The 14,333-nt window shown below is 32.8% G+C and carries 11 protein-coding genes and 1 riboswitch; of the genes, 1 reads left to right on the forward strand and 10 read right to left on the reverse strand.

What is annotated here, in order from left to right; genetic code table 11:
• Positions 1–162: 162 nt before the first annotated feature.
• Positions 163–291, reverse strand: coding sequence for a hypothetical protein (locus ACSQ8P_RS27650; RefSeq protein WP_436238131.1), 129 nt, complete (start codon positions 289–291; stop codon positions 163–165).
• 48 nt (positions 292–339) lie between these two features.
• A riboswitch (cyclic di-GMP riboswitch) is annotated at positions 340–428 on the reverse strand.
• 887 nt (positions 429–1,315) lie between these two features.
• Between ACSQ8P_RS27650 and ACSQ8P_RS27655 the strand changes: the two genes are divergently transcribed.
• Entirely contained in the window at positions 1,316–1,483 is a 168-nt protein-coding gene (locus tag ACSQ8P_RS27655; RefSeq protein ID WP_436238132.1) for a hypothetical protein, read from the forward strand.
• Positions 1,484–3,679: 2,196 nt separating this feature from the next.
• Here ACSQ8P_RS27655 and galE read toward each other — a convergent pair.
• The 9 genes from galE to ACSQ8P_RS27700 all read right to left on the reverse strand — a co-directional run bounded on the left by galE (position 3,680) and on the right by ACSQ8P_RS27700 (position 14,332).
• On the reverse strand, positions 3,680–4,717 hold the full coding sequence (gene galE / locus ACSQ8P_RS27660) for a UDP-glucose 4-epimerase GalE (protein ID WP_436238133.1): 1,038 nt from the start codon (positions 4,715–4,717) through the stop codon (positions 3,680–3,682).
• Between the two features lie 175 nt (positions 4,718–4,892).
• The gene (locus ACSQ8P_RS27665; RefSeq protein WP_436238134.1) at positions 4,893–6,269 is read right to left on the reverse strand and encodes a sugar phosphate nucleotidyltransferase; all 1,377 of its coding nucleotides are present in this window, start codon (positions 6,267–6,269) and stop codon (positions 4,893–4,895) included.
• Positions 6,270–6,410: 141 nt separating this feature from the next.
• The gene (locus ACSQ8P_RS27670; protein ID WP_436238135.1) at positions 6,411–7,544 is read right to left on the reverse strand and encodes an acyltransferase family protein; all 1,134 of its coding nucleotides are present in this window, start codon (positions 7,542–7,544) and stop codon (positions 6,411–6,413) included.
• Complete coding sequence (locus tag ACSQ8P_RS27675; protein ID WP_436238136.1) at positions 7,519–8,835, reverse strand: O-antigen ligase family protein; 1,317 nt, start codon at positions 8,833–8,835, stop codon at positions 7,519–7,521. The genes ACSQ8P_RS27670 and ACSQ8P_RS27675 overlap by 26 nt, the downstream gene beginning before the upstream one ends.
• Complete coding sequence (locus tag ACSQ8P_RS27680; RefSeq protein ID WP_436238137.1) at positions 8,835–9,929, reverse strand: glycosyltransferase; 1,095 nt, start codon at positions 9,927–9,929, stop codon at positions 8,835–8,837. The genes ACSQ8P_RS27675 and ACSQ8P_RS27680 overlap by 1 nt, the downstream gene beginning before the upstream one ends.
• 22 nt (positions 9,930–9,951) lie before the next feature.
• Positions 9,952–11,136, reverse strand: a complete 1,185-nt coding sequence (locus ACSQ8P_RS27685) for an acyltransferase family protein (RefSeq protein WP_436238138.1) — start codon at positions 11,134–11,136, stop codon at positions 9,952–9,954.
• Between the two features lie 24 nt (positions 11,137–11,160).
• Entirely contained in the window at positions 11,161–12,234 is a 1,074-nt protein-coding gene (locus ACSQ8P_RS27690; protein ID WP_436238139.1) for a glycosyltransferase, read from the reverse strand.
• A 25-nt stretch (positions 12,235–12,259) separates the two neighbouring features.
• Entirely contained in the window at positions 12,260–13,066 is an 807-nt protein-coding gene (locus ACSQ8P_RS27695) for a glycosyltransferase family 2 protein (protein ID WP_436238140.1), read from the reverse strand.
• A gap of 30 nt (positions 13,067–13,096) precedes the next feature.
• Positions 13,097–14,332: a glycosyltransferase family 4 protein gene (locus ACSQ8P_RS27700; protein ID WP_436238141.1), complete on the reverse strand. Its 1,236-nt coding sequence runs from the start codon at positions 14,330–14,332 to the stop codon at positions 13,097–13,099.
• Position 14,333: the final 1 nt, after the last annotated feature.

The raw sequence follows: 14,333 nt of genomic DNA on the forward strand, positions 1-14,333 counted from the left end.
GGACTAAGTGAGTCGTATATTTCCAACCATTAACGAACGAATGGAACGACATTCGGTCGCGAGAAATGGATATATGAAGGCCTACTAGGGTCAATTATTCACGAATCGCTATAAATTCCCTCTTCTTTCAAAAGAAAAAAGCACCTGTCTAGGTGCTTTCGCTTATGTATGTAGTTTCGTTCGGTGATAACTAATTTTATCAAAAATCTTCGTTCGCTCAATATCATAGATACAACTATCCAAGATCACTTCATTAAACCGCAACCAGAAAGAATGCCAATACTTATCCATTCTAATTCCTCCTCGATTTCACATAAACCCACGGCGGAGGCACGATGATTCGGAAGCTGGCTGACATACTGGATTGAACCACCTTAGTCCCTATAGCTTTGCGTCACTGATTTTCACCAGTTTTGCCTTTATAGTCCGATTTATGTGATTTCATATATAGTAATATATTAGCAAATACAAATATTACTGCAACGGTCAAAGGTATTATTTTTAAGAAGCTGGATTTTGTACAGACTTGATAACGTTTTGAAATAAAGAGTAAAGCAATAATGCGATTACAGCCCCCGCTGAATCTATAAGACAATAATAAATAATCAGAAGAATGTGCAATGCCATCACCACCTACAAAGGCTTTTGTCTAACTATATAAGAGCGCTTACAAAAACTTGATAAATAAATAGATCACTAATATCCAGCAAGGGACGGTAATCAGTATTCCCCATAAACATCCTTTAAACATAAAAATACGATTATTTTCATTATTATTCATGCTATCCGACAATAGTATCACCTCTTTTTTGACACAGTCTTGGAATTACATGTAGTACCATGAACTGAAACTAAACATATACATTTTGGAAATGTTCGCCTTCAAGGCGAGAAACAACGATTATCTATTAGGTTAATCTATTCTCAGAAGTGAACTGGACAATCATAATCATAGCCAATAAAGACATTATGCATTAATTGAGACGAAAATACAGTCGGTTATTGTCTACAAATTTAAATTTCTTAATTTTAACAACTTTGAATTTATAGCTGTATACCCGTTCTGCATTCTTGTTCACAGATGCTTTTGGTAGACTCAGTTCGTAGTCTAGCAAAGCGAGATGGGAACAAATGAAAGATAAGCAGAAGGCGGAAAAGATCGCCGCACGGCATGTGCAGTTGTTGTCACCACTACTGCCAGAATGGCAAAATCCCGCCAGCAAAGCGCTAAAAGTACAGATTTGATAGCAAACAAGCCTATCGGGGAGGACGCTAAGCCACTATTTAGAGCGAGGGCTTCCATGTATTGAAGCCCATGAGCAAGGGAAAACAAACAACTGACGCCGTTATTGCAGGACCTCTTATGAAGCAAGCTATTCTGCTATGTCGAATTGTGCCAGGTCGCAGTGTGGCTCTAATCATTTACTGGAATGGGAAAGCAGCATTGCACCAGGTGAGATTAAAAGCGCAACACGCCGCATAAAAACTCACACAGCGCAGTTACAGCAGTCGCCATATACGTAAGTATGCAGAGTAGGATGTGGCTGCAGGGAGGTTTCAGCATCGCTATCATAATCGGTTGTTGCATTCGAACATCAAGTTCGTCCCGTATTTGCCCACCGCCACAGGTGGAGCGATGAAGCAAGTGTTTCTGGTTACTTTTTCGTGGATGATGCTACGCGTTTTGTGCCGCATAGTAAGTTCTCCCCCGTCATGGACAAGTCCATCATTGAGGACTGATTCCGCAGGGCTATTCAGAAATTCGGCTTCCTTTTATTCGAAAAAAGTTGGTATTATTATCCCCCTTAAATAGACACTCAGAAAAAACTTTTGGTACAATAATGAAACGAGTACAACTTGGAGGGGATTTTTCAATGGCTAAAAAGGGCAAATATTTAATCAGTATATAGAGTAATTTAAGTTAGCTGCCGTTCAGGAGTGCAAGAAGAGATCATCCAGTTATAAAAAGAGAGCTGAAAAGTTAGACATTAGAACATTACTCAATCGAAGGTATGCGTGAAGAAATGGCTACACGGAGAGACTTTTAAGGTACGATCAGAGAAGACTACCACACCTCATATAGGACGTCCTCGCAGGATCTTCAAAACAGAAGAAAAAGAGGAAGAGGAAGAACGGGATTTCCTGAAAGCACAGGTAGATTACTTAAAAAAGCGGTATCCACATCTAACAAAGGATAAGCCCCGAGTCAGCGAGATAATTATGAAATAGTCGAGGAGCTACGTCTTTTGCACGGCATTACAAGTTTGTTTAGCCATTGCAGGTATTCCTAGAGCCACTTACTACAAATGGCAAGCCTAAGCGTGCTTCTAAACAAGATCTTGATCATGAGTTGAAAAAGCACATGATGTCTATCCATTTTCCGCATCCCTACTTTGGGTATATACGAATGGTGACTGAATTAGAGAGGGGGTCATCTCGTCAATCACATGAAAGCATGGCGGCTCATGAAGGAACTAGGAATGCAGTCGATTATTCAAATGAAGCGTTGGAACTTGTGTTGATACTGTTGAACAGTGGAAAAGAAAAATAGATATGTAGCGGGAGCTGTTCTCCATTCAGATCAAGGCTTACAGTATACTTCTCAGGCGTACAACACGCGATTAGAAGCACCCGGCGTTAAAGGCAGCTACTCTCGCAAACCCACCTGCCTAGATAACGCATACATCGAATCCATTTTTTGCGTCCTCAAGACAGAGAAGTTGTATCTACTCCAATGTAAATCAGGAACTGACATACATCAAACCATGTAAGATTATATTTACTGTTAAAACTACCAACGGTTTCAATCCAAACTGAAAAAACCACACCGTTTGAGTATCGGTACGCACTGGCTGCGTAGCTTTATTCTTCTGTCTACTTTACAGGTGTATGACCAGTACAAGAAAATCCAACTACCCACTTAAATAAGCCAAAACTTGAAAAAAGCTTCCTATTTAGTTAACAGTAGAAGAGTGTTTTAAATATATTGACGTAGTACAAAAGTCAATAAATAAATAAATAAATAAATAAATAAATAAATAAATAACCAGCACAATTATCTCGCTATTTCTAAATACTTTGAATGCGTCTATCTGAACTTACGGGATTGGATATTAATAAAACGATGTCCCAACAAACGTAGGTTTGGTGAAGTAATCATCCATCGTTAGTATCAAGCAGCAATCAGAACTACTGACGCTACGGTATGGTACTAGTGTGTCTCTCCCTGATGAGACATCCCAACTTAAGAAAATGTACAGTTGATGAACCGAATCAAGGCAATCTATGAAGCACCCTTTTTTTCGGCTACCGATGAATGACAAAGTCACTTCAAGTTCAGGGCCTATGGGTAAACCCCGGAATTGTGTGAGGCGTCTTATAGAATTAATGGGTCTGGATACTATCTATCAAAAGCAACACTAGAGTAATCGCCTGCATGCCACCCACTTTCGTCCTTACCTGATACGAGGACTCGTTATCGATCGTCCTAAACACGTGTGGGGTATCGACATCAGTTATATCAGATAGGTAAAGGTTATATGTACCTATTCAACATCATGGACAGGCAATCGCAAGGTCATCGATTATGAGTTATCCAACACGTTCGAGTATGGCTTTGTTTCCAACCTGCCATTTCGGAATCGCATTTTCACGGGAAATATTAAATTATCCACAAACCTTAAACTTTAATAATAGCAGGTGGTTCTTCAATATAACCGTTAGGATTATTTAGTTGCCAACGCCATGCATCAGAACACATCTCTTCGATTCCTCTCTCCGCAACCCAACCTAATTCTCTTTTTGCCTTAGATGGATCAGCATAACATACTGCAACATCACCTGGCCTACGACCTATAATATTATAAGCAATCTTCTTAGCTGACACTTTTTCAAAAGCTTGAACCATTTCTAATACACTATATCCCCTACCCGTACCAAGGTTATAGGCCTCAACGCCAATGGTAGACTTAACCTTTTCTATTGCCTTTAAATGCCCTAGCGCAAGGTCAACTACATGGATGTAATCTCTTACTCCTGTCCCATCTGGGGTCGGATAATCATTACCAAAGACCCGAAGCTCCTTTAACTTGCCAACAGCTACTTGGGTAATATAAGGCATTAAATTATTAGGTATACCATTTGGGTCTTCTCCGATGCGACCACTTGGATGAGCACCAATCGGATTAAAATATCGTAATAAGCAAATACTCCAATTGTTATCTGATGCATAAAGATCACGAAAGATTTCTTCGACCATCAATTTAGAACGCCCATATGGATTAGTGGCCCCGAGATGAAACTCCTCACAGATTGGCTCGTCTCCCCTAACACTATACACTGTTGCTGAAGAACTGAATACCATCCTCTTCACATTGAACTTTTGCATTACCTGGCAGAGAATAAGTGTTCCAGTAACATTGTTATGATAATAACAGAGGGGCATCTCAACCGACTCGCCGACCGCCTTATAACCAGCAAAATGGACAACCACATCAATCTTGTTTTCTAAAAAAATATCTTCAAGTCTATCCCTATTGAGTAAATCTACATTATAAAATTTTATTTGGTTACCAGTCAATTCATGAATTCGATGCAAGGATATAATATTACCATTGGAGAGGTTATCCATAACTATAACTTCATAACCATTATTCAACAATTCAACACAGGTATGACTACCGATATAACCAATTCCCCCAGTTACTAGTATTGCCATCTGACTTAACTCCTCCTAAGACTCATACATATTCCCTTTATTTAAAAAACTGTGATCGATTTATTTTACTTTTCCAGAAACAATAACTAATTCCAACACTGCTATCTTCTAATATGATAACTATTCATTCGGCATTTTGCAGTGATGGCTCTTTCATATAGCGCATCATACATATTCATAATTTACTTAAACATTGATCTTGAATATCTTCCCAGGTCATTAATAGTCGGGTAATATCTTCTTCGATCAATTCACTTCCATTTTGAATTTCAATAAATTCAAGATCGGTAATTGCACGAACTGCATGCTTAGCCCCAACGGGGATCTGCCAAACATCTCCTGCCTTAACAGGAATAATTCTATCATTAATGACAATTTCACCTTCTCCCTTGGTAAACGTCCATACTTCACTACGTTTGTAATGAATCTGGTAACTTGAATTTTTCCCTTGAAGAACACATATTCTTTTGGTTAGTACCTCTTGACATTGATCATGACGAGTATAGTCCAATACTCTATACCACCCCCAACGTCTCTCCTCATACATTGGCCTTTCAACATAATCACCAAGTACCTCTTTAATCCTTTGACTAGCGCTCTTCTCAGTTACTAGAATTCCATCTGCACTTGCTGCAATTACTATATTAGAAAGCCCAAGAACGGTTACAGGTATATCTAATTCATTGACAATATGCGTATTTCTGGAATCACTACTAATGATGCCCTTTCCCATAATATTAGTTGACATCTCTTCAGTTAAAGTATTCCAAGTACCAAGATCCTTCCAATAGCCTTCATACGGTACAGCTATAATATGCTTTGTCTTTTCAGCAACTTCATAATCAAAACTTATTTTAGGCAACCTGTCGTATTGTTTAAGCAGTTCTTCATAATGCGTTGGCAACCCCTTTTCAATGAGCAAAGAAATTATATAGTTAAGTTTAAAAGCAAATACACCACAATTCCATAAAGCTTGGTTATTATCTATTAAATATTTAGCATGATCTTCTGTGGGTTTTTCAATAAAGTGATTAACCTTAAAGGACGTATTTTGCTCCGACATTTCTTCTGGAATAATATATCCATATTTAGCTGATGGATATGTTGGTTGTACGCCAATAAGTGCTAAATCAGCACTTGAAGACAACAGAGCGGTCTCCAACTGTTTAACTTTTTCAAAAAATGGATCTTCAACATAGGGGTCGACAGGTAATACAGCGACTATTTCATTTAGACTTACCCCTCGTACAGAATATAGAAAACTCGATGCTAAAGCTATAGCAGGGAATGTATCACGTCTTTGCGGTTCTACGATTAATGGAACATTATAACCTAATTGGTTTTGAATCATATCTACTTGTGATTTACTTGTGGTAACAATTGATGAATTAATAAGATCCATCGACTTTAGTTGTCTCCATACACGTTGAACCATTGATTCTTGGTGGCCATCATTATTATCCAAAACCTTTAAAAATTGTTTAGAACGAGCATCATTAGATAATGGCCATAAACGCTTTCCTGATCCTCCTGATAAAAGTATCAGTTTCATTCTTATACACATCCTTAACCTCTATTTAATAAATTAAATTTATAGAAATATCTTCAATAATCTGTTTAGTTTGTACTCAAAAATGAGACTAATTAAATATATGTCTCTTATTTAGTCTTTGAAATAAAATATAATAATTTATTAACTTTTAAATATCTTTAACAGTCTAATTTTCTTAATGAATGCAACTTTCACAGTATAACTATCTGCTATAGTCCTACCAATTTGAATAAATGGTAATTCTATATATTTATAAAGAATAAATGCAATTAACAAGCTCATTATAAGACTAATAACCCAGCACAAAATTATAGAATGATTATACTGATAAAGAAAAGATGTAATACTAATTAATATTGGTAAATGTATCAAATAAAAACTGTAAGATATATTACCAATAAATCTAAAAATATTGTTAGATAATAAATTAGAAATTTTATTAATACTAAATCCAATGTAAATGAAAATTGAACATCCTATACCAATGAGATAGTTAATTACTGTATCATCCATTTTTAAATTCGGTATACAATACCTAACACTATATAAGATTAAACCAATAAAAAATAAGATAGTGAGCGAAAATTTAGATAGGGTGCGAAAATAATTAGTAATATTCACATAATACTTTGCCATTAAAGCACCTAGTATAAACAAAGGAATAAAGCTAACAAAGTTAATTTGTTTGAGGGAATAACAAATAATAATTGATACTAGCAATAAAGATAGTGATCCATATACTGTCCTAGTTTTAGTTACTAAGTATGCAATAAAAGGAAATATAATTGATATTTTCATTTCAACAGCTAACGACCAAATTACTGGATTTAATAAATTAGGGTTTAAAGGACCAATTAATAAAATATGTTTAAAAATGTCAGTAAAATAAACTGGTTGATTCCAAAAGGAATTAATCCACATTGATAAAGTATTCAAACCATTAACATTAAAAAAAAGATTTTTCAAAAATATTGTTATAAATATAACTACCCAGTATGCTGGATATATTCTGAATATCCTTTTCAAAATAAAAATCACATTTTCTGAAAAGTTAAATTCCTTACGGATAAAAGGGAGTACCAAGCAATAACCGCTTAAAACAAAAAAAAGAATAACTGAAGCAGTCCCATCCCAAAAAACATGCAAAATACTATGATTAATTAAATCTAGAGAATTATTTAATGGGATTATCCCTACTGCATGCGAAAGAAACACAATTAGAGCTGCCAGACCTCGAATACTATCTAATTCATGATGCCTTTGTTTCTGCTTCAAATTCCTGTTCTCCTTTTCGTTCCATATTCAAGAATTCCCAAAATGAAGGTGATAGAAAAAGTGCTATCCAGAAACTCAATTGAAAAAATGAAAATGTATCAACTTGAAGTAAATTGTATAATAACAACACAGAAACAAATTTATTGAAATTATGTTTTGAGTATTTTGCTAATTTGAAGAATATTAAGATAAAGATAAAAACCCCTACAATTCCGGTTTCGGTTAAAATTCTTCCGTACATATTGTAACAATGTAAATAAAAATTCTGAAGATAATAATCGGTAACCAATTCGTAATTATCTCCAAAACTTTCATCTACATATGATATATTATTTTTAAAAGCATCCAAGAAATTACCTAGTCCATACCCCATCAATTGATGATCCTTTATAGCTATTAAAGAAATTATAGATAGATCACTTCTAACTCTACCCGAAGAATCTTCGTAAAGTCCATTTTGAAACCTACTAAAGAGATCTGTATAGTTTAGCAAATAGAAACCACCTATTAATGTGACTATAGACAATAAACCAAGCAACTTAAACTTTGTTGTTGTCAACCTTTCTTTATATAAAAAAATGTAAGCAAGAATAAATACTAAAAAATCTAAGATAAACTTTCCAGATAGGCTTATAAAGGATAGCAATAAAAATATGCAAGTATTAAATTTTAATAACTTACCTATCTTATATCCCTTAAAATTTAATAATAGAATTATCGGGAAAACTACTAAAAACAGATGAAATCCAATAAATGAAGGTTCTCCAAAAGAGAATTGAATCCGGTGTCCAGAATATAAATATCCATAAAATCGAGGTGAAAGGAACAATTGCAGAAAACTTATTATTACATCACTTTTAGCGATATAAATATATACAAATTCAATTATTCCAAAAATCGACGCAAGGATATAAGATCCTAATATTATTTTAAACATTTTTAATAGAGCTTTTTCATCCTTTATATCAGCATAAGCCTTAAAAGACAGATATGTAATTACTCCTCCTAAAAATTCATTTAGTACTTTATACTGATTATCTATGGAATTGTATCTTAAATATGAAATATAAAAGCTACATATTATAAGGAAAAGAATGCACGAGAATATTATTAACTCTGTGTTTTTGTATCTTAATCTTAATAACACTGGGATATTTAAAATAAGAAATAATAGAAATATATATAAAGACAATGGTTTATTTACACCAAATCCATAAACTCCAAATGGAAATTCATCAAAAGGCAAACAAATTAAAGCTAAATAGAAAATAATAACGAATTTAATTTTCATCAAATTCTCCTTGTGTTATTTTGTAATTTATTATATTGTGCTATGATCTCTTTATTCATTCTATCGCTAGTAAAATTTTCAATAAAATATTTATACCCATTTTCACCTAGTATTTTAAGTTGCTCTTTTTCGAGTCCTGCAATAATTTTAACTAGCTCAATTGTGTTATCCAAACTAAAACTGTATCCATTATAGTTATCAATAACTAATTCTGGTAGAGCTCCTCTATTACTCGCAATTACACATTTTTTATTTTTCATTGCTTCAATAGCAACCAGACCAAATCCCTCCCACCTAGATGGTATAACTACGGCATCAAACCGCCTATAGTAAGAATCAATGGAGTTATTTGGTATCCATCCAAGTTGATATACATTTTTTGGTAAATCTAGCTCTTGTGTATTATTTAAAACACTAGTACCTGCTAAATAAAGGTCTATATTATTAAAATTATTTTTAATAAAAATATCGATTAATATATCTAACCCCTTTTGCTTGTCGAATCTCCCAACAAATAAAAGGTTTATTTTTGCTTCATTTACTATTAAATCAATATCATTATTAGAAGTCTCTCTTTTAACTCCATTATAAATTATTACGGATTTAACTGGAGATAACCCAAGTTTTAATGAATTTTCCTGTTCGTGTTTTGAAATGTTTATTATAATATCGGTTTTTATTTCCAAAAACCTTTCAATATATAAATATAATAACTTTTTCGGTTTTGGCACATCCATTAAGAATGACCAACCATGGGGACAGTAAATTATCTTGATTTTCTTTCTTTTGAAAAAGTATAGTATTCTTACGAAAAAACCAGCAAATGAACAATGAACATGTATTACATCAGGATTAATTAGCTTAATTTGCTCATTAATCTTCATTATTGCTTTTGGTATACTAGTAATTTTTCTCTCATATGGGTAAGTTTTAATTTTTAAAGGATTAATATTAAAATTCTTATCCGAACAATTTTCACTTAACAAAACATAAACATCTTCGATATTTGTACTTTCGGCTTGGTATGAAAGTACTTCATCCATATAGGTCGAAATGCCACCTTTTACATATTCTAAAATGTGAAGTACTCTCAATTATTATTCCTCCATAATATTACTAAACTTTACGTCCTACTACTTTAGATTGTTTTTCTAATGCATTTATTAACCTCTTACTTAACTTAGAAGAGGGAATTTCAACTAAATAATAAGAAAAAGATGATATAATACATGTTATTAGTATTGTTAAAATCCAAATTAATAAGATATTCAAACGACCATAAAGAATATTGATAAGAGTAAACAAGATAATCAGATGGTACAGATACGTGCTATAAGATATTTTCCCTAAATAAATAATAGGTTTAAATGTTAGGAATGTTTTTGCGATATTGGATGATATTGATATTAATAAGAATATGGCCGCTCCAGCGCATGCAACCCACTCGTTAAAATAATTATTAGTGCAGATTTTCACATAAATTTGAGAGCTACTTAATAGTAAAACAGGCAAATGGGGAAAACTGTATAATAGTAAACCCATCAATAATATAGCGCACTTTTTAATTCGCTTTAATTTATATAGAGTTTCTACTAAATACATCCTATGTTTTGCAAGTAATGCCCCTATAATAAACATAAATGTATAATGAACAGTTAATAGAATGTTATTATTTTCTGTAGGATATAAATACTCAAAAGTAAAACTAATCAAAGATAAAGAGAGGCCGATTAGTAAGCTATATTTCCAATTAAATCTTAATATAAACAACATAAGAAAAGGAAAAATTAAAGATATTCTCATTTCATGAACTAGTGACCAAATTACAGGATTAAAAGCATCACTGTCATACTTACCCAAGAAAACAAGTGAAAAGTGATTAAACAGTAATTTATTAGTTGTAGAGGTTCCCCATAGGCCATTGAACCAATCACTCAAATCTGTAATTTCACTTCTTTTAAAAAGATCTCTACAAAGGATCCCAACTATTAGAGCAAAAAAATAAGGAGAATAGATTCTAAAAAACCTTTTAATTAAATAATTTAAATAACTAGTTTTAATACCATTAAAATATGGAAGTGATAAGACAAATCCACTCAAAATAAAGAAAAGTAAAACAGCTTCATGCCCCGACCATAAAGTATGAAGTGGTGAATACTTCAAAATATTTATAAAAAATAATTTTTTTTCTTTTCCAGTATCCAATAACATAATAGGTAATACCGCTAATAAGTGACCAAATACAACAGTTAAAGCTGATAAGCCTCTTAAAGAATCTAATTGTTCGAATCGACTGTTCATTATTTAAATCACCTTATTCTTTCACTAATCAATGAGTTCTCTATATAAATTTAACAACTTAGGAGCTGTACTTTTGGTAAACAAATACTTTGTTCGTTCCTCCTTATTAAGCGAGATAAGAGGAAGTTTCGATGAATATATATCAAGTAAAATATTTACTAATTGTTCTACATTTTCTGCATTAAACATGTACCCATTCTGATTTGGTTCTATAACATGATTCACACCGAGAATATTTGAAGCTATTAACGTATGGTTCCTTACGATTGCTTCCATTGCAACTAAAGCACCTTGTTCCCACAGTGAAGGCATCACTATAATAGGTATTTTAGAAACTACTTTCCAAGGGTCTTTTTGAAATCCCCTGAAAAATATATTTTTTTCTAAATTCTTAGATATAACGGTTTTTTCTAATGTATCTCTAAGTTCTCCATCGCCTATTATCTGAAGATTAACATCTATACCTTTAGTAACTAATTGTTCTATAGATTGGATTAATATAGGAACACCCTTTTGTTGAGTTAATCTTCCGATAAAAGCTAATTCTAATCGAGAACTATTCCCTTCCGGAATAAAGCAAACTTCATCATCTGGAGGTTCCTCAACTCCATTTCCAATTAATACAACGTTAGAATGTTTAGAAGCATTCTCCAAGTAAGAACGTGATTGTTCGGTTAACGCTATATATCTGTTTGGTAGGGAACAAAATTTTGCGGCTAATTTATCATAATTCCTATTTGGTCCTCCGTGTCCCGTATGGACAATGGGGTATGAAAATTTGGTTTGTTTTTTTAAAATATATACTAATATCAGTGAATATAAGGAATGTGTATGTATAATATCTGGTCTAAATGATTTTATACATTTATATATTTCTCTTAAATTACTCATTATATAAAGTTTATTTGTAAATTTGGGGATATTATATATATTCACTCCTTTACTTTCAAAAAGATCTTTTCTACGTCCGGTAGTTGTACAAATTGCAACTTCACACTTTAGTTCGTCGATTAGATAACTAGATATATTTAATATTACTTTTTCTGTTCCTCCAATATCTAAAACAGGGAAAATGTGTAAAACCTTCAAAGTATTCATATTAATAATTGATTCCTTTCCTAATTTAATCTGCTACTGGGACTTTATATTTTTCGTACCACTTTCTAAACAACCCGTATTTCAATAACTGATCACCAATTGATTTCTTTACACATGAACTAACAAAATAATATAAAGCAGAAATTTTGCCACAACCAAATTCTTCTTTTATTTTCTTTGCTTCTTTAAACCCTTTTACATAATTTGCTGATGCTCCGCCTTCTCTCATATTTGTCAGTACTTTATCAACATAAATGAACTTTTTATTTTTTTTAATTAGTCTTAGAATGAACTCATAATCGCTTGATATTTTATAGTATTTATTGTATAACCCCTCTTCTAAATAACACTTTTTTGTTATAAAAGTTGCTGGGTGACATACTGGCATAGTTATAAATCTCTCTTTAACCAAGTTAGACCTGGGAGATGTAATAAACATTTTATTAGAGAAATCATTCACTATCCTCATGTTACCATGTATTACATCAACCTCAGGGGACTTTAAATATATTTTAACCACGTCATCTAATGCATAAGATTCAAGATAATCATCTGAATTTACGATTCCTATAATCTCTCCAGTAGCCATACTTATTCCTTTATTAAAAGCATCATAGATCCCATTATCAGGTTCACTAATCCACCTAGTTATATAACTTTGATATTTCTTGATAATATCCACTGTTCCATCTGTTGAGTTACCATCAATAATAATATACTCTATATTTGTGTATGTTTGAGTTAATACACTATTAATTGTATCTTCTATTGTTTCCTTACTATTAAAACTTACGGTTATAATACTTACCTTTGGTAAGTTTTCAATCAACATAATTAAAATACACCTTCAATCGTCTATTTATTATTGAGATATTAACTCGTTATATAAGAAACCATATTTATTTGCAACAATATCTAGTGAAAAGTTTGATTCTACTTTTTTTCTTGATTGGATAGATAATTGCTTATATTGCGAAATATCGTCCAATACCCACATAATTCCATTAGCCAGATCTTCACTGTCAAATGGCTTAGCAAGAAATCCATTTTTTTGATGATCTATTAGATCTGGTATACCACCAATTTTGAAAGCAACTGCTGGAGTACCACATGATAAAGATTCTAGTATTGTATTCGGAAAATTTTCCTGTAAAGATGGAGCAACAAAAACATCCGCTGCGTTGTAAAGAACTAAAAGGCTAATGGCATCATTAAGCATTCCTACATAATTTGTCTTAAGTCCCAAATCTGGAGCTGATGCGGGCTCATTAGAACCGAACACAATTAATTCTAGATCATTATAATGCCCATGGCTCTTAATATATTGAAGAGCAGGTTGCAACAAATGGAACCCTTTATTATAATCGCTAGTGCTATTTACAGCACCAAATAAAATATACTTCTTATTTTCAGACAGTCCGAGAATATTACGAGCAAGTTTCTTATCGATTGGTTTGAAGACATCTGTGTTAATTCCATTTGGTATAACCTCAACCCTAAAGTCTTTAAATATTAAACTTGAACTCGCAGCATTTGCTAACCAGTGACTTGGTGTAACTAGAGTCAAATTCAAACTTTGCCATGATTGTATTTTTCTCTTTAATATCCAGCTTGATAAATCCTTGTTATTATTGCTCTGCAAAGCGGGACATTTACCACAACCAGTCTGATATCTATTACAATCGAATGGTATATGACATCCACCAGTAAAGCCCCAACTATCGTGAAGTGTCCATAACATGGGCTTTTTTATTTTTTCAAGTTGCTCGATTCGAATAAATCCACCATTAATCCAGTGTAGATGTATTAACGATGGATTAAGTTTAAATATTTTTTTATTAATATTATTGGATAACACGGATGCAGAAAATGGAGTGTTTCTTCGTTTAGAATAAATATTTACTAATAACTTATCTATTTCAGACGAAGTATAAGCAATAACTCTCTCAATTGAATTTGGTTTTATTACCGTTGGTTCATCTACTGAACGAGCTCCAACTAGGACATTAGAATTTATCCCGATAGATCTTAGTCCTTGATGTAAACGATATCCTGCACTCTGAGTTGAAAAACTAGTGGATAAATGTAGTATTTTCATT

Source organism: Paenibacillus sp. LjRoot153, assembly GCF_964253085.1.
GTDB lineage: Bacteria > Bacillota > Bacilli > Paenibacillales > NBRC-103111 > Paenibacillus_E.